This window comes from Bradyrhizobium sp. 134 (assembly GCF_023074155.1).
Taxonomy (GTDB): Bacteria; Pseudomonadota; Alphaproteobacteria; order Rhizobiales; family Xanthobacteraceae; genus Bradyrhizobium.
Window position 1 is genome coordinate 175,206 of record NZ_JADPKX010000086.1, and the last position, 16,470, is coordinate 191,675.

A 16,470-nucleotide genomic window follows, 5' to 3' on the forward strand; every position below is an offset into this window, starting at 1 on the left:
TGGGCCGTGCCGGCCGTGCTGGTGATCGGCGGCGGCATCTATCTGATTGGCCATTTGCATTAAAGCACCGTGGAGGCGAGCGGATCTGTGCGTGCAGCGCACAGGTCCGCAAGCCGTCTGCGACGAGAGGAAGAGGCCGTCCCCTCGGCCTGCCACGTATCGGCAGGAGCGCAAGTTGCAGTGCAGCAGTTCACGAAAGGGGTGGCCCTGCGACGAAGAGGACCTCCCGCGCGCGCGAAATGACTTTCGTCCCGCCGACGTTTTCCATACGCTTCCCTCTCGCAAGCCGCATACCGGCTGCGCTCACGGCCCGGCGACAGGGCCGGAGCATCAAAAGGGAGGGGAGACGATGAAGCGAAGATCATTTCTCGCTGGGCTCGGCGCGACCACTGCGGCGGCTGCGATTGGCATGCCGTCGATCATCCGGGCGCAGTCGCCGATCACGCTGAACGGCGCGGTCCAGTTCAACGACGACCACGCCTTCAACCGGGCCCTGCTCCGGTTCGAAGAGCTGGTGAAGAAGTACTACGGCAAGCCCGTCAACTTCACGCTGCACAGGAATTCCTCGCTCGGCCTCGAAAAGCAGTATTTCGAGTACATGTCGCAGGGCAAAGCCGTCGATTACGGCATCGTCTCGCCGGCTCACATGTCGACCTTCGCCAAGGCGGCCCCGTTCATCGACGCGCCCTTCGTGTTCAAGGGCATCGAGCACATGAACAAGGTCGTCGAAGCCAATATCCTGGCGCCGATCGCCGACGAAGTCGCGGCCAAGGCCGAGGTCGTTCTGATCGGCTATTCCGGCGGTGGCATCCGCAACATTTTCGCCAACAAGCCGCTCAAGACTCTCGCCGACCTCAAGAGCCTCAAGGTGCGCGTACAGGGCGCGCCGATCTGGTCGAAGACCTTTGCGGCCGTGGGCATGAGCCCGACGGTGATCGCCTATAACGAAATCTACAACGCGATCCAGAACGGCGTGATATCGGCCGGCGAGAACGAGGCGGCCGGCGTCGAGGCGATGAAGTTCTACGAAGTGGCCCCGCATCTCAACCTGACCCAGCACGCCGTGTCGATCCGGCCGATCTGCTTCTCCGTGAAGACGTTGAAGACCCTGCCGAAGGAGTTGCAGGACGCGATCATGAAGGCGGGCAAGGAGGCCGGCGACTATGGCCGACAACTGGAGTCGAGCGAGGAGGTCGTCAAGCTCGACACGCTGGAAAAGGCCGGCAAGCTCAAGCGTGTTCCCTTCGAGGAGCGGGACGCCATGAAGAAGCTCGCCGACCCCGTGATGGCCACCTACGCCAAGGAAATCGGCGCGGAAGGCATTTTCGAGAAGATCAACGTCGTCTGAGAACTGTCGCCGCCCACGCGACAGGACGTCGGGGCAAGCCGGACGGCTTGCCCCATTGCGTGATTGTGATCCCCCGGAGTCGTAATGACCGAAATATCGATGCCACCGAACCCGTCGCTATGGCGCCGAGCAACGGCGGCCTATGCAAAACTGCTGGAAATCCTGCTCGCCGCCTCTGTCGGCCTTCTGGTCATTCCCGTCACGTTGCAGATCATCTCGCGCTACACGCCCTTGATTCCGTCCTACATCTGGACCGAGGAAATGGCACGGTTCATGTTCATCTGGACGATCATGATCGGTGCCATGGTCGGCATCAGAGAGTCGCAGCATTTTGAAGTCGACGTCTGGCCTGACCTGTCACGCCGAAGCGAAGCCCTGGTGCGGATCCTCGCGCGGCTCGGCGTGCTGGCGTTGGCGGTGGTGTTCGTATTCGCCGGCATCGAGTTCACCCGCTTTGCCTGGAACAGAACTTCGGAACTGGCCGATCTGCCGCTTTGGCTGATCCACGTCGCCTGGCCGGTTGCCGGCGTGACCTGGATCGTGTTCGCCGGTGAACAGATTGTCGACGAGATGCGGATTCTGGTTGGGGCAGATCAATGAGCGGCAATGTTCTTTCTGCCGGACAGGCCGCGATGGTCCTGTTCGGGACTTTCGTTGGCCTGCTCATCATACGCGTGCCGGTCGCCTTCGCGCTTGGCCTTGCCTGCGTGCCGATCCTGCTGATCGAGCCGCATCTGTCGCTGATGACGCTCGCGCAGGAAACCTTCAACGCCTACAATTCGTTCATCCTGCTGGCGGTGCCGTTCTTCCTGCTCACCGCCAATTTGATGAGCATCGGCGGCATCACCGACCGGCTGGTGGCGCTGTCGCGCTCGATGGTCGGGCACTGGCCAGGGTCGCTGGCGCAGATCAACGTCGTGCTGTCGGTGTTCTTTGCCGGCATCTCCGGCTCCTCCACCGCGGACGCGGCGAGCCAGTCCAAGATCTTCATCGATGCCCAGACCAAGGAGGGCTACGACCTCTCGTTCTCCATCGCGATCACCGCGGTCTCGGCCGTGCTCGCGGTCATCATCCCGCCCTCGATCCTGATGATCGTGTGGGGTGGACTGATCTCGACCTCGATCGCGGCGATGTATCTCGCGGGCATCGTGCCGGGATTGCTGATCGCCGGAGCGCAGATGGCGACAGTGCATATCTATGCCGTGCGACGAGGTTACCCGACCTATCCGAAGGACACCTGGAGGGAGATGTGCTGCGCCATCTGGCGCTCGATACCGGCGCTGCTGACGCCGTTCATCATCGTCGGCGGCATCCTGCTGGGGTGGTTCACCGCAACCGAGTCCGCCTGCGTCGCGGTGCTTTATTCCGTGGCGCTATCGACATTCTTTTACCGTGAAACCGGCGCGCGCGAACTCTACAAGGCTTTGCTCGACACCGGCCGTCTCGCGGGTGTCGCGCTGTTCTGCGTGGGCACCGCCAGCGCGTTCGGCTGGCTGCTGGCCTACTACAGGATCCCGCAGGAGCTGCTGGCCAACGTCTCGACCTGGGGCATGGGCGCGATCGGGGCCGGCTTCTTCATCGCGTTCTGCTTTCTGGTGGTGGGCTGCTTCCTCGACGCCATTCCGGCGATCATCATCGTCGGCACCGTTCTCGAACCGCTGGCGAAATCGGTGGACCTTCATCCGGTGCAGTTTGCGATCATCTCGATCGTATCGCTCGCCTTCGGATTGGTGACGCCGCCTTATGGCTTGTGCTTGATGATCGCCTGTTCGATCGCAGGGGTGCGGCTGCGCTATGCGCTGAAGGACACGGTGATCATGCTGATCCCCATGCTGCTCGTGCTGGCGGCGCTCATCATTTGGCCCAGCGTTTCCCTGTTCCTGCCGCGCCTGATCGTGCCGGAGATGCTGAAATGAGCGAAGCTTGATCCCGCGGCTCTGATGCCGCGGGATCGGTGCATTTTGCTCAGAGATTGCTCTCGGTGATCGCAGCGTAGACCATGCTGCGCAGCTCGCGCCGGAGCGGGTAGGCGCTGGATGGCAGCACCTGCGTCATGAAGATGGTGATCAGCTCCTCGGCCGGATCGATCCAGAACGACGTCGTGGCCGCGCCGCCCCAATTGTATTCACCGGGGCTGCCGGCGACCAGCGTCTCGGCCGGGCGCATCGTCACGGCGAAGCCGAGGCCGAAGCCGATGCCGTTGTAGGCGGCTTCCGCAAACAGCGAGCGCGACACTTCCGGCAGGAAACGCCCGCCTGGTATGTGGTTGGTCGTCATCAGCGCCAGCGTCTTCGGCCCGATCAGCCTGACGCCGCCGAGCTCGCCGCCATTGAGCAGCGCACGGCAGAAGGTGAGATAGTCGGCCGTCGTCGAGCACAGCCCGCCGCCACCCGAGATCAAGGACGGCGGCGACAGGAACGAGCTCTTGGTTGGATCATCCTGCAGGGTCAGGCCCTCGCGGCGCTGGCCGGCATGGAAGGTCATGCCGCCACCCGGGTCGGCCGAGTAACAGGCAGCGAACCGGTGGGCCTTGGAAGCCGGCACGTGGAAATCAGTGTCGGTCATGCCGAGTGGATCGAGAATGCGTTGTTTCAGGAACTGCTCGAAGGGAATCCCGGAGATCTTGCCGACGAGGTAGCCGAGCACGTCGGTCGAGACCGAGTAATTCCAGGCCTCGCCCGGTGAGAACTCCAGCGGGATTTTTGCAAGGCTCTCGATCATGGTCTGGAGCGTGCCGGATTTCTCGACCTCGCCGATCTTTTCAGCGCGATAGGCGGCATCGACGTTCGAGCGCTGCTGGAAGCCGTAGGTGAGGCCGGAGGTGTGGCGCAGGAGGTCGACGATCAGCATCGGCCGCGACGGCGGACGGGTCAGGAAGGAAGGCGCGGTGCCGGCGACGAACACGCCGAGATCCTTCCATTCCGGAATGTACTTGGCGACCGGCTCATCGATCGCGACGAGGCCTTGCTCTACCAGCATCATGAAGGCGACGCTGGTGAGCGGCTTGGTCATGGAATAGACGCGGTAGATGGTGTCGTCCTTGACGGGCAGCTTGCGCTCGACGTCGGCAAAACCCTGCACCGTACTGTGGGCGATCTTGCCACGGCGATAGACCAGGAGATGCGTGCCCGGGAAGCGGCCGGCATCGATGTACCGGCTCTTCAGATGCGCATCGACACGGTCGAGCGCGGCCTTGGACATGCCCACGGATTCGGGCGAGGCGGGGGTGGGGGCGAGCATCAGTTCCTCCGAGCAGTTTTGTCCGGCGTTGATAGCCGAAAAGGCGGTCTCATTCCAAGCCGGTCGCGCTTAACGCCGGCCGGCTGTTTGGTGTAGGCTTCACTTTGGAACGCCTCCAAGCAGCCCAAAAAGATCCCCAACGGGCCAATGAGAAAACGCAGGCAAACGACCATGACCCAGTTCAACGAAACCGAACTCACCGGAGCCGTCGTCCGGAGCTTTGACCAGACGCCTGACCCGCGCGCGAAATTCCTGCTCCAGGAATTGGTGAAGTCGCTGCACGATTACGTGAGCAAGACCGGTCTCACCTTCGCGGAATGGGAATACGCCATCGATTTCCTGACCCGCACCGGTCAGAAATGCACGGACACCCGACAGGAATTCATCCTCCTGTCCGACGTGCTCGGCGTCTCCATGCTGGTCGACGCGGTCAACCATCGCGAGCGCGAGGGCGCCACCCAGACCACCGTGCTCGGGCCGTTCTATGTCGGCGAGCACAAGGTGACGGCGCACGGCACCGACATCTCTCCGAACAATCAAACCGGCGAACGGATGTTCGTGCAGAGCCGTGTCACCGATCTCAAGGGCAAGCCGCTCGCGAATGTCCCCGTCGACGTCTGGCACGCTGACGATGACGGCTTCTACGACTCGCAGAAGCCAAACTATGACGAGGTCGGCGCCTCGGCGCGGGCGCGCTTCATCACCGATAGCGATGGCCGCTTCTTCTTCCGCACCATCCTGCCGTGCAGCTATCCGATTCCGACCGACGGCCCGGTCGGCGAGATGATCGTGCAGACCAACCGCCACCCGATGCGCCCGGCGCATGTGCACTTCTTGGTCAATGCCAAGGGCTACGAGCCGCTGATCACCCACGTCTTCATGGACGGCGACAAATATCTGGATTCCGACGTGGTGTTCGGCGTGAAGGACGACCTCGTCGCCAAGGTCGAGCCGCGCAACGATGCGGCGATGCCCGACGGCACTAAGGCGAACGGGCAGTGGCACCTGATGAGCTACGAATTCCACCTCAAGCCGGGCGGCGGCATGGCGCCGAAACCGCTGGGGACGAAGGCGGAGGAGCACGCCTGACAGTCAGGCGCGAGCAGCGCGCGCCGCCCTCTCATCTCCCGATAAAGGCCGCCAGTTCGTCGGGCGTCCCCATCGGAAAGGCTTCTTTCATGAAGTCGAGGAAGGCGGAGACGCGCGCGCTCAACAGCCGGCGCGATGGATAGAGCGTCCACAACGCGATCTCTGGTCCGTCGATGTCGCCCCAATGCACCAGCGTGCCGGCAGCCAGGTCGTGACTGACCAGTGATACGGGAAGGCGTGCGGCGCCGACGCCCGCCCGGACCGCATCGCGGACCATGACGAGCGATGACAGGCGAAGGACCGGATCAATCGCGATGCGCGATTGTCCACTTGGCACCGTGACTTCCCAGCTGGTCAGCTGGTCGCCCGGTCCGCGCATGACAGCCGGCACAGCGATACCGTCCCGCGGTCGTTTCAGGTCCGGGCTCGCCACCACCACCAGCCGATCGCGCAGAAAGATTCGTCCGACAAGGCTGTCATCCGGATCGGGATTGACCCGAATGACGAGGTCATACCCTTCCTCCACCATGTCGACGGAGCGATCTTCCGTCGTGACCTCGAGACGGACCTCCGGGTATCTGAGCGCGAACCCGGCCGCGAGGTTTCCCATCGCAGTCTGCGAGAACAGCATAGGCGCGCTGATCCGCAAGCGCCCCCGCGGCCTGTCCCCACCCGACGCGATCGCTGTCGCCGTCTCGTCGAGCTCGGTGAGCAAGGCTCCCGTCCGCTCGTAAAGGGCGCGTCCTTCCTGCGTGAGTTTCAGGGTGCGCGCTCCGCGTTCGAACAGGCGCAGATCGAGCGCGGCTTCCAGCTCCGCGACCCGCCGGGACAGGGTGGCTTTCGGGCGGCCGGCGGCCCGTGCCGCCCGGCCGAACCCGCCGTGCCGGGCGACGAGATTGAAGTCGGCGAGTGCGAGCAGGTCCATTGTTCCACCAGTGAGACAGTCTGTTCAGATATAGCGGCTATCGGTTCTTTTGTGGATCACTAATTTCCCGAGTGTCTTCTGACCCAACCCGGAGTGATCCCCATGACCATCCTCGTTACCGGTGCAACCGGCACCATCGGCCGCCATGTCGTCGAACAGCTCGTCAAGCGCGGTGCCGATGTCCGTGCTCTCGCCCGCGAACCTGCCAAGGCAAACCTTCCGGCAGGCGTCACAGTCGTGCAGGGCGACCTGCTCGACGTCGACTCGATCCGTAGCGCATTCAAGGGCGTCTCGACCCTGTTCCTGCTCAACGCAGTGGTGCCGGATGAATTCACGCAGGCACTGATCGCGCTCAACGTGGCCCGCGAGGCGGGCGTCGAGCGGGTCGTCTACCTCTCGGTGATCCACAGCGATCGCTACGTGAACGTCCCGCACTTTGCCGGCAAGTTCGGCGTCGAGCGGATGATCGAGCAGATGGGCTTCAACGCTAGCATCCTGCGCCCGGCGTACTTCATGAACAACGACGTCACGATCAAGGACGTGGTGACCGGATACGGCATCTACCCGATGCCGATCGGGAGCAAGGGGCTCGCCATGATCGATGCACGCGACATCGGCGAGATCGCGGCCATCGAGCTGATCCGTCGTGAGCGCGCCGCAACCCCGCTTCCGCTCACGCGCATCAATCTCGTCGGTCCAGATGCGCTGACCGGCGCGAAAGCCGCCGCCGTCTGGTCGGAGGTGCTGGGCCGCACGATCGCCTATCCCGGTGACGATACCGCCGGCTTCGAGAAGAACCTCAGGCAGTTCATGCCGAGCTGGATGGCTTTCGACATGCGGTTGATGAGCGAGCGTTTCCTCACCGAGGGAATGGTCCCCGAGTCCGGCGACGTCGAGCGGTTGACCGCGCTGTTGGGCCGTCCGCTGCGCTCCTATCGCGACTTCGTCTCCGAGATCACGGCCACTGCCTGACGGCATGGGCACGTCCCCATCACGACAACAAGGACTCCTATCATGACCTCTTCAATCGCCACTGTTCCGGTGAATCCGGAAGGCGCAACGAAGATATTGGTGCTTGGAGCGACCGGTGCCACCGGTCGCCTGATCGTCAACCAGGCGGTGGCGCGAGGCTACGACGTCACCGTGCTGGTGCGGTCCGCCGACAAGGCAAGTGACATCAGAGGGGCGAAGCTCATCGTCGGAGATGCCCGCGATGAAGCAGCCCTGCGCGAAGCCCTCAAAGGCCGTGACGCCGTGGTCAGCGCGCTGGGTACACCGGTAAGCCCGTTCCGCGAGGTGACGCTTCTCTCGACCGCGACGCGCGCCCTCGTGAGCGCGATGAAGGCCGAGCAGGTCTCTCGGCTGGTTTGCATCACGGGGATGGGCGCCGGCGACAGTGCCGGGCACGGCGGCTTTATCGCCGACAATGTGATCTTTCCGCTTCTCCTGAAGAAGGTGTACGCCGACAAGAACCGACAGGAAGCGATCGTCAGCGATAGCGGGCTGGACTGGGTCCTGGTTCGCCCCTCGATCCTGAACAACAAGCCCGGCCGCGGCTCGGTCCGGGCCCTGACGGATCTTTCGGGCTTCCATGGCGGTAGCATCGCGCGCGAAGACGTTGCGAGATTCGTGCTCGATCAGGTGCGCGCCGATACCTGGCTGCATCGGTCTCCGCTGATCACGTGGTGATGCTTTGCGTGGCGACACCCCTGATCAGCGCGCGTGCAACATCGCAAGCAGGACCACGACGACGCAGGCGAGCGCCGCCGTGGTCAATTTCCAGAACATCAGAGGGCTGCGCTCCAAAAGCGGTGTGATCCGCGTGTCGAGATAGGCCGGATTGGGCGTGCGAAGCTCGAACACGAATTCGGACAGATCCTCGTGCCGCTTGTAGGGGTCCGGATGGAGCGCACGTCTGAGCGCGCCGTCGACCCAGGCAGGCACGTTGCTGTCGTCGTCGGCCGGGCGGTATTTGAGCCTCCGCACGTCCGCCTTGCGCCGGATCCTGGCGATTTGGGTGCCATAGGGAAGCTTTCCCGTCAGCATCTGGTAACAGATCACGGCGAGTGAAAACATATCGGAGCGCGGCGAGCCGCCCTGCCCAAGAAAATATTCCGGCGCCGTGTACTGGACCGTTCCCAGAATTTCGTCTGCCTCGTCCTGTGGCGCGGCCTCCGCGACGCCTGCCACCTTCACCGATCCGAAGTCGATGATCTTCGCGGTGCCGGTCTTGTCGATCAGGATGTTGTCGGGCCTGAGGTCCTGATGCAGCATTTCCATGCGGTGGAAGGCGCGCAATCCCGCGGCGATCTGCTCGACCAGTCCGCGGACGGTTTCGAGATCGGGGCATGGATTGTCCGTCATCCATTGCCGCAAGGTCTGACCTTCGACGAATTCAGTCGCGACGTAGAGGTAGCTGCGCCGTTTCGACTGCGACAACGGCTTCAGCACGTGCGGGCTATCGATCCGGCGCGCGATCCACTCCTCCATCAGGAAGCGCTTCAGGTATGCGGCATTGTCGCGCAGATCGATCGACGGGAGCTTCAGCGCGACCGGCTCCTCGGTCACCGCGTCGACGGCAAGGTAGATATGGCTGCGGCTGCTGGCGTGGATTTCGCGGACGATCCTGTAGCCGTCGAAGATCGCCCGCGGCTCTGGCAGCGGGGGAAGCGGCAGCTGGGAGGTCTGGTTGAAGATGCCGGCCGGCTCGCGCTGCGGCACCGCATCGATGCGGAGGATCTGGACCGTGATGTTGTCGTCACTGCCGCGCCGATAGGCTTCCTCGACGATCGCCTTCGCCGCCCCGTCGAGCTCGGCTGCATGCTCGCTGAGCGCACTGGTGATGAAACGCGCGTCGACGAATTCATAGGCGCCGTCGGTCGCCAGCAGGAAAGTGTCTCCAGTCTCGATCTCGAAACTCTGATAGTCGATCTCGAGCTGCGGATTGATGCCGAGCGCACGGCCGAGATAGGTCTGTTCCGAGGACACGATGATCCGGTGATCGTCGGTCAGCTGCTCGAGCGCCTTGCCCGCTACGCGGTAGACGCGACAGTCGCCGACGTGGAAGATGTGCGCGGTGGTCGCCTTGATGACCAAGGCGCTCAGCGTGCAGACATAACCCTTGTCGCGGTCATAGGCATATTGGCTCTTGCGCGTCTGCGCGTGGAGCCAGGAATTGGTCGCGTCCAGCACGCGGCGGGCGGAGGTCTTCACCGTCCAGGATTCCGACGTGCAGTAATAGTCCATCAGGAAGCTCTTGACCGCCGACTCGCTGGCGATCTGGCTCACCGTGCTGCTGGAGATGCCGTCGGCGAGGACGGCCGCAATACCCTTCAGGCTGAGCATCGGCTCGTCCGGAACGAGGACGCCGTGAAAATCCTGATTGATGAGCTTGCGACCCTTGTCGGAATGCTGGCCGACCGAGATCTGAAGTCCGCGGGTCATCGTCATCACCGGCAAAGGGGAGCCTCACCCTGATCGGGCGAGGCTCTCCTGTCGAGACGTATCAGGCCGCGACGCGGGGCGAGGTGGCCTTGCCGGCCTGGCGCTTCGGCTTGGTCATGACGTGCGTGGTGTAGAGGGTCATGCCGGTGAAGGCGAGGCCACCGACGAGGTTGCCGAGCACGGTCGGGATCTCGTTCCAGATCAGATAGTCCATGATCGAGAACTTCGCGTGCAGCATCAGGCCGGAGGGGAACAGGAACATGTTCACGACGGAATGCTCGAACACCATGTAGAAGAACACCAGGATCGGCATCCACATCGCGATGACCTTGCCGGGGACCGAGGTCGAGATCATGGCGCCGACCACGCCGGTCGAGACCATCCAGTTGCAGAGCATCCCGCGCAGGAACAGCGTCGCCATGCCGGCCGCGCCATGCGCGGCGTAGCCCAGCGTTCGGCCTTCGCCGATGTTACCGATGGCGGCGCCGACCTTGTCGGGATCCTGCGTGAAGCCGAAGGTCGTGACGAAGGCCATCATGAAGGCCACGGTGAAGGCGCCAGCGAAATTGCCGACGAAGACCAGGCCCCAGTTACGCAGCACGCCGCCGAAGGTGACGCCGGGGCGCTTGTCGATCAGGGCGAGCGGGGAGAGCACGAACACGCCGGTCAGGAGGTCGAAGCCCAGCAGATACAGCATGACGAAGCCGACCGGGAACAGCAGCGCGCCGACCAGCGGCTGCCCGGTGTTCACGTTGATCGTGACGGCGAACCATGCCGCGAGCGCCAGGATGGCGCCGGCCATGTAGGCCCGGATGATGGTATCCCGGGTGGACATGAAGACTTTGGACTCGCCCGCATCCACCATCTTGGTGACGAATTCCGAAGGCGCGAGATACGACATCGATGGTTCCTTTTGCTTCGTAAGAGAGATCGAGACGCCCTGAGTGCGCCGCTGAAAGTTATTGGCCGTGCGGGGTGTCTGCCGCGCGTGGGCCGGGGGAGGTTTGGAAGCCTTGGGATTGCGTCACGACGACCGAGTCGAGGAGGGCCGCGAAGCAGTTGTGCTCCCGGGATGCAGCCGCCAGCGCCTGCATCAATGCGGCAAAGCCGCAGTCTTCGTTGACGTAAATGGAGAAGCAAGTTGCGTGCCGTGTGCAAGACTCCTAAAAAGCAAGTAATATCAATCAGATAGATCTTGGACTGCATCGGCTTTTGCGCTTGATGCGGCCTTTTGCTTGAGCTGCTGCACAACTGTTGTGCGCCGCACAATTATTGGGCAAGCCGCAAATTTCGCGAGCGGAACGGCCCTGCGACAGACTGGCGCGCTGCCTGTAGCATATTGATCTTTCGAGATTTTCCGCGTTGTGACGCTTGGCACGAAGCTTGAATAGTTCCAGGCCGACGCCATTGAAGCCGTCCCGCGAGACTTCTCATCCGAATTGCCGACGCCACCAGACGGGGGTCTCCCCGTCGCGCGTTCGCATGCGCTGCTTCAGGCGTCGCCGGACGGACGGGCTGCTCGTGTGCACTGACGCAATCATTCTGCAACGACGCAAAGGACGATACCGCCTATGACCAAGCGCACCCGCCGGCCGTCGGACACTGGCCTCAGCCGCCGTCAATTGTTGAAGGCCGCCGGCTCGACCGCCGCCCTCCTGGCCGCTGTAAAACTGAATTTCCCCGCCGGCGCCTTCGCGCAGGACGCAGGCCCCGAGGTCAAGGGCGCCAAGCTCGGCTTCATCGCGCTGAGCGATGCCGGCCCCTTGTTCGTCGCCAAGGACAAGGGCCTGTTCGCCAAATACGGCATGCCGGACACCGACGTGCAGAAGCAGGCCTCTTGGGGCACCACGCGGGACAATCTCGTGCTCGGCTCAGAAGGCAACGGCATCGACGGGGCGCACATCCTGACCCCGATGCCGTACCTGATCTCGGCGGGCAAGGTGACGCAGAACAACCAGCCGACGCCGATGTACATCCTGGCGCGGCTCAATCTCGATAGCCAGTGCATCTCCGTCGCCAACGAATATGCCGACCTGAAGCTCGGCGTCGACGCCACGCCCTTCAAGGCGGCGCTCGAGAAGAAGAAGGCCTCGGGCAAGGCCGTGAAGGCCGCGATGACCTTCCCCGGCGGCACCCATGACCTCTGGATCCGCTACTGGCTTGCCGCCGGCGGCATCGATCCGGACAAGGACATCGAAACCATCGTGGTGCCGCCGGCGCAGATGGTGGCCAACATGAAGGTCGGCACGATGGACTGCTTCTGCGTCGGCGAGCCCTGGAACCTGCAGCTGATCCACCAGAACATCGGCTACACCGCGATCACGACCGGCGAGCTCTGGAACAAGCACCCGGAAAAATCCTTCGGCATGCGCGCCGCCTTCGTCGACAAATATCCGAAGGCCGCGAAGGCGCTGCTGATGGCGGTGATGGAAGCGCAGCAGTGGTCGGACAAGGCCGAGAACAAGGCCGAGCTCGCCGCCATCATGGGCAAGCGGCAGTGGATGAACTGCCCGGTCGAAGACGTGCTCGACCGCACCGCCGGCAAGTTCGACTACGGCCTTCCCGGCAAGGTGGTCGAGAATTCGCCGCACATCATGAAGTACTGGCGCGACTTCGCCTCTTATCCCTTCCAGAGCCACGACCTCTGGTTCCTCACCGAGGACATTCGCTGGGGCAAGTACGAGGCGAATTTCGACACCAAGGCGCTGATTGCCAAGGTCAACCGCGAAGATATGTGGCGCGACGCGGCCAAGACGCTCGGCATCGCAAGCGCGGAGATCCCGACCTCCACCTCGCGCGGCAAGGAGACCTTCTTCGACGGCAAGGTGTTCGATCCGGACAATCCGGCTGCCTATCTGAAGTCGCTCGCGATCAAGCGCGTCGAAGTCTGATGGAGCCAAGCGGCCGCCTCCGGGCGGCCGCATCGCCTTTTGCAGCCGGAGAGATATTGCGATGAACATGCCCGCCACGAAGATCGAGGTTGAGACCGCGAAGCCCGCGAGCGCTGCCGCGCCGGTCGTCGCGATGACACCGAAGCGGCCACCGCGTTCGGAGACTTACGCGCGGATGGCGCGGGAGACCGCCGTGCGCGTGATCCCGCCGCTGGTCGTGATCGCGCTCTTGCTTCTGGTGTGGGAGTTGGTCTGCCGCCGTGCCGGCTCGGCACTGCCGCCGCCGTCGAAGGTGTTCAAGGACACGAAGGAGCTGATCCTCGATCCGTTCTTCGATCATGGCGGCATCGACAAGGGGCTGTTCTGGCACCTGTCCGCCAGCCTCCAGCGCGTTGCCTTCGGCTATTCGCTCTCGGCGATTGCCGGCATCGCGCTCGGCGTGCTGGTCGGGCAGTCGGTCTGGGCGATGCGTGGGCTCGATCCGCTGTTCCAGGTCTTGCGCACGATTCCGCCGCTCGCCTGGCTGCCGCTGTCGCTCGCCGCGTTCCGCGACGGCCAGCCCTCGGCGATCTTCGTCATCTTCATCACCTCGATCTGGCCGATCATCATCAACACCGCGGTCGGCATCCGCAACATCCCGCAGGATTATCGCAACGTCGCCGCGGTGGTGCAGCTCAACCCGCTCGAATTCTTCGCCAAGATCATGATTCCGGCCGCCGCGCCCTACATCTTCACGGGGCTTCGCATCGGCATCGGTCTGTCCTGGCTCGCCATCGTAGCGGCCGAGATGCTGATCGGCGGCGTCGGCATCGGCTTCTTCATCTGGGACGCCTGGAATTCCTCGCATATCAGCGAGATCATCCTGGCACTGTTCTATGTCGGCATCATCGGCTTCGTGCTCGACCGCCTGATCGCGGGCGCCGGCAAAATCGTCACCCGCGGCACCGCGCTGAACTAAGGGACAAGCACATGACCGCTTATTTGAAGCTCGATCACATCGACAAGATTTTTACCCGCGGCGCAGCCTCCACGGAGGTGCTGAAGGATATCAATCTCACTATCGAGAAGGGCGAATACGTCTCGATCATCGGCCATTCCGGTTGCGGCAAGTCGACCCTGCTCAACATCATCGCAGGCCTGACCAACGCCACCACCGGCGGCGTGCTGCTCGAGAACCGCGAGGTGAACTCGCCGGGACCCGACCGTGCGGTGGTGTTCCAGAACCACAGCCTGTTGCCGTGGCTGACCGTGTATGAGAATGTCAGGCTCGGCGTCGACAAGGTCTTCGCCAAGACCAAGAAGCGCGCCGAACGCGACGCCTGGGTCATGCACAATCTCAACCTCGTGCAGATGGCTCATGCCAAGGACAAGCGTCCCTCGGAGATATCCGGCGGCATGAAGCAGCGCGTCGGCATTGCCCGCGCGCTTGCCATGGAGCCGAAAGTGTTGCTGCTCGACGAGCCTTTCGGCGCGCTCGACGCACTGACCCGCGCGCATTTGCAGGATTCGGTGATGGCGCTGCATCAGAAGCTCGGCAACACCATTTTGATGATCACCCACGACGTCGACGAGGCGGTGCTGCTGTCCGATCGCATCGTCATGATGACGAACGGGCCGAGCGCGCGCATCGGCGAGGTGCTGGAGGTGCCGCTGGCGCGCCCGCGCAAGCGGCTCGAGCTCGCGACCAACGCCACTTACCTGAAGTGCCGGCAGCGCGTGCTCGAATTCCTCTATGAGCGTCATCGTTTCGTCGAAGCCGCGTAAACGCGTCACCAACAGGTGCTCACGCAACGCCTATTTTTGAATCATCAAGCTCAATCCTTGTGCGCCGCACAGGGATTGAGCGAATCGCAAAATTTGCGTGCGAAATAGTCTTGCAAAAATTCGGAGCACTTCGAACAAGCTTCTGAATTTACTGCGTTTCCGGAATGCGCGCAGTTGGCACGGAAATTGAAGCACCAACTGCGACGCCAACGACGACGTCCCTCAACATCATCAATCAGCATCGTAACTCGCCACCGGGGTGAAGCCTCGGAGCGCGCCTCCGTGGCCGGAGGCAGAGCCTGCAACGACGCAGCGGTGAGCCTGGAAGGGATTTTGCAATGACCAAGAGTCCGACTGGTAATCAGACTTGGATCTCAGACTGGCGCCCCGAAGATGAGGCGTTCTGGAATGCGACTGGCAAGACTATCGCGCGCCGCAACCTGATCTGGTCGATCGTGGCCGAACATATCGGCTTCTCGGTCTGGCTGATCTGGAGCATCGTCACCACCAAGCTGCCGCAGGCGGGCTTCCACTACACCACCGACCAGCTGTTCCAGCTCGTCGCGGTGCCCGGGCTGATCGGCGCGTTGATGCGCTTTCCCTACACCTTCGCGGTGACGACCTTCGGCGGTCGCAACTGGACCATCTTCAGTGCGGCGATCCTGTTCATTCCGACGCTCTCGCTCGCCTATTTCGTCGGCCAGCCCGACACGCCATTCTGGCTGATGCTGCTGATTGCCTCGACCGCCGGTCTCGGCGGCGGCAATTTTGCCTCCAGCATGACCAACATCTCGTTCTTCTTCCCCGACCGGATGAAGGGGTGGGCGCTCGGACTGAATGCGGCCGGTGGCAATATCGGCGTCTCCAGCGTGCAGCTCCTGACCCCGATCCTGATGACGCTCGCCGTCGTCAACCTGTTCCAGGCATCGCCCGTCGACGGCGTCTTCCTTCAAAACGCCGGCCTGATGTGGGTGCTGCCGATCGCGATCGCGGTGTTCGGCGCAGTGTTCTTCATGAACAACCTGACCACAGCCAAGTCGTCGATCAAGAACCAACTCGCCGTGGTCAAGCGCAAGCACACCTGGATCATGGCGTATCTCTATATCGGCACGTTCGGCTCCTTCATCGGCTACTCGGCGGCATTTCCGCTGCTGATCAAGACCCAGTTCCCGCAAGTGACGATTGCGATCGCCTTTCTGGGACCGCTGGTCGGCTCGCTGTCGCGGCCGCTCGGCGGCTGGCTTGCCGACAGGATCGGCGGCTCGGTCATCACGTTCTGGAATTTCATCGTGATGGCAGGCGCCACGATCGGCGTGCTCTACTTCGTCGGACACAAGGATTTCATCGGCTTCCTGTCGATGTTCCTGGTCCTGTTCGTGACGACGGGCATCGGCAACGGTTCGACCTACCGCATGATCCCCTCGATCTTCCGCGAGCAGAATCTGTTCAGGGTGCGCGGCAAGGGCGATGCGGAGCGCGCGGTCGCCTTGAAGACGGCGAGCATCGAGAGCGGTGCTGCGGTTGGCTTCATCGGTGCGGTCGGCGCCGTCGGCGGCTATCTGATCCCGACCGGCTTCGGCAAGTCGATCGCGCTGACCGGCGGGCCGCAGCTCGCGCTCGCGATCTATCTCGGCTTCTACGCCTCCTGCCTCGCGCTGACCTGGTGGTTCTATCTGCGTCGCAGCCTGCAGGGTGAAGGCGCGTCAAGCCTCGCCGGAGCACGTGTCTAATACTTGGTACGAATCTCGCTTCTCCCCGTACGCGGGGAG

At 63.0% G+C, this 16,470-nt stretch carries 14 protein-coding genes; 10 read left to right on the plus strand and 4 right to left on the minus strand.

Features of this window, described 5'->3' with window-relative positions; translation table 11 throughout:
• Positions 1-349: 349 nt before the first annotated feature.
• The 3 genes from IVA75_RS35730 (at position 350) to IVA75_RS35740 (ending at position 3,264) form a co-directional block, all read left to right on the plus strand.
• Positions 350-1,348, plus strand: a complete 999-nt coding sequence (locus tag IVA75_RS35730; RefSeq protein WP_247288498.1) for a TRAP transporter substrate-binding protein — start codon at positions 350-352, stop codon at positions 1,346-1,348.
• An 84-nt stretch (positions 1,349-1,432) separates the two neighbouring features.
• Positions 1,433-1,948, plus strand: a complete 516-nt coding sequence (locus IVA75_RS35735; RefSeq protein WP_247288500.1) for a TRAP transporter small permease — start codon at positions 1,433-1,435, stop codon at positions 1,946-1,948.
• Positions 1,945-3,264, plus strand: a complete 1,320-nt coding sequence (locus IVA75_RS35740; protein WP_027568829.1) for a TRAP transporter large permease — start codon at positions 1,945-1,947, stop codon at positions 3,262-3,264. Before IVA75_RS35735 ends, IVA75_RS35740 begins: the two co-directional genes overlap by 4 nt.
• Before the next feature lie 49 nt (positions 3,265-3,313).
• On the opposite strand, the gene IVA75_RS35745 is transcribed toward IVA75_RS35740, so the two are convergent.
• Complete coding sequence (locus IVA75_RS35745) at positions 3,314-4,588, minus strand: serine hydrolase domain-containing protein (protein ID WP_247288502.1); 1,275 nt, start codon at positions 4,586-4,588, stop codon at positions 3,314-3,316.
• Between the two features lie 171 nt (positions 4,589-4,759).
• Here IVA75_RS35745 and IVA75_RS35750 point away from each other — a divergent pair, with 171 nt between their 5' ends.
• Positions 4,760-5,677 (plus strand): intradiol ring-cleavage dioxygenase, encoded by a 918-nt coding sequence (locus tag IVA75_RS35750; protein WP_247288503.1) that lies wholly within the window; start codon positions 4,760-4,762, stop codon positions 5,675-5,677.
• 31 nt (positions 5,678-5,708) lie between these two features.
• On the opposite strand, the gene IVA75_RS35755 is transcribed toward IVA75_RS35750, so the two are convergent.
• A complete protein-coding gene (locus IVA75_RS35755) occupies positions 5,709-6,602 on the minus strand; it encodes a LysR family transcriptional regulator (RefSeq protein WP_247288504.1) in 894 nt (297 codons plus the stop codon).
• A gap of 102 nt (positions 6,603-6,704) precedes the next feature.
• Between IVA75_RS35755 and IVA75_RS35760 the strand changes: the two genes are divergently transcribed.
• Positions 6,705-7,574 (plus strand): NmrA/HSCARG family protein, encoded by an 870-nt coding sequence (locus IVA75_RS35760; RefSeq protein WP_247288505.1) that lies wholly within the window; start codon positions 6,705-6,707, stop codon positions 7,572-7,574.
• A gap of 42 nt (positions 7,575-7,616) precedes the next feature.
• Positions 7,617-8,291, plus strand: a complete 675-nt coding sequence (locus tag IVA75_RS35765; protein ID WP_247288506.1) for an SDR family oxidoreductase — start codon at positions 7,617-7,619, stop codon at positions 8,289-8,291.
• Between the two features lie 24 nt (positions 8,292-8,315).
• On the opposite strand, the gene IVA75_RS35770 is transcribed toward IVA75_RS35765, so the two are convergent.
• Positions 8,316-10,052, minus strand: a complete 1,737-nt coding sequence (locus IVA75_RS35770) for a bifunctional protein-serine/threonine kinase/phosphatase (protein ID WP_247288507.1) — start codon at positions 10,050-10,052, stop codon at positions 8,316-8,318.
• Positions 10,053-10,107: 55 nt separating this feature from the next.
• Positions 10,108-10,947, minus strand: coding sequence for a formate/nitrite transporter family protein (locus tag IVA75_RS35775; protein WP_247288508.1), 840 nt, complete (start codon positions 10,945-10,947; stop codon positions 10,108-10,110).
• Between the two features lie 670 nt (positions 10,948-11,617).
• Between IVA75_RS35775 and IVA75_RS35780 the strand changes: the two genes are divergently transcribed.
• The 4 genes from IVA75_RS35780 to IVA75_RS35795 all read left to right on the plus strand — a co-directional run bounded on the left by IVA75_RS35780 (position 11,618) and on the right by IVA75_RS35795 (position 16,431).
• Positions 11,618-12,937 (plus strand): CmpA/NrtA family ABC transporter substrate-binding protein, encoded by a 1,320-nt coding sequence (locus IVA75_RS35780; RefSeq protein WP_247288509.1) that lies wholly within the window; start codon positions 11,618-11,620, stop codon positions 12,935-12,937.
• A 61-nt stretch (positions 12,938-12,998) separates the two neighbouring features.
• Entirely contained in the window at positions 12,999-13,895 is an 897-nt protein-coding gene (gene ntrB / locus IVA75_RS35785) for a nitrate ABC transporter permease (protein ID WP_007593954.1), read from the plus strand.
• Positions 13,896-13,906: 11 nt separating this feature from the next.
• Complete coding sequence (locus IVA75_RS35790; protein ID WP_027568839.1) at positions 13,907-14,701, plus strand: ABC transporter ATP-binding protein; 795 nt, start codon at positions 13,907-13,909, stop codon at positions 14,699-14,701.
• Between the two features lie 338 nt (positions 14,702-15,039).
• The gene (locus IVA75_RS35795; protein WP_247288510.1) at positions 15,040-16,431 is read left to right on the plus strand and encodes an MFS transporter; all 1,392 of its coding nucleotides are present in this window, start codon (positions 15,040-15,042) and stop codon (positions 16,429-16,431) included.
• Positions 16,432-16,470 lie beyond the last annotated feature (39 nt).

Coding starts and splice junctions, on each gene's coding strand:
- IVA75_RS35775 (WP_247288508.1), bottom strand. CDS start 10,947: ATGTCGTATCTCGCGCCTTCGGAATTCGTCACCAAGATGGTGGATGCG.
- ntrB (WP_007593954.1), top strand. CDS start 12,999: ATGAACATGCCCGCCACGAAGATCGAGGTTGAGACCGCGAAGCCCGCG.
- IVA75_RS35730 (WP_247288498.1), top strand. CDS start 350: ATGAAGCGAAGATCATTTCTCGCTGGGCTCGGCGCGACCACTGCGGCG.
- IVA75_RS35760 (WP_247288505.1), top strand. CDS start 6,705: ATGACCATCCTCGTTACCGGTGCAACCGGCACCATCGGCCGCCATGTC.
- IVA75_RS35780 (WP_247288509.1), top strand. CDS start 11,618: ATGACCAAGCGCACCCGCCGGCCGTCGGACACTGGCCTCAGCCGCCGT.
- IVA75_RS35755 (WP_247288504.1), bottom strand. CDS start 6,602: ATGGACCTGCTCGCACTCGCCGACTTCAATCTCGTCGCCCGGCACGGC.
- IVA75_RS35745 (WP_247288502.1), bottom strand. CDS start 4,588: ATGCTCGCCCCCACCCCCGCCTCGCCCGAATCCGTGGGCATGTCCAAG.
- IVA75_RS35765 (WP_247288506.1), top strand. CDS start 7,617: ATGACCTCTTCAATCGCCACTGTTCCGGTGAATCCGGAAGGCGCAACG.
- IVA75_RS35735 (WP_247288500.1), top strand. CDS start 1,433: ATGACCGAAATATCGATGCCACCGAACCCGTCGCTATGGCGCCGAGCA.
- IVA75_RS35740 (WP_027568829.1), top strand. CDS start 1,945: ATGAGCGGCAATGTTCTTTCTGCCGGACAGGCCGCGATGGTCCTGTTC.
- IVA75_RS35750 (WP_247288503.1), top strand. CDS start 4,760: ATGACCCAGTTCAACGAAACCGAACTCACCGGAGCCGTCGTCCGGAGC.
- IVA75_RS35795 (WP_247288510.1), top strand. CDS start 15,040: ATGACCAAGAGTCCGACTGGTAATCAGACTTGGATCTCAGACTGGCGC.
- IVA75_RS35770 (WP_247288507.1), bottom strand. CDS start 10,052: ATGACGATGACCCGCGGACTTCAGATCTCGGTCGGCCAGCATTCCGAC.
- IVA75_RS35790 (WP_027568839.1), top strand. CDS start 13,907: ATGACCGCTTATTTGAAGCTCGATCACATCGACAAGATTTTTACCCGC.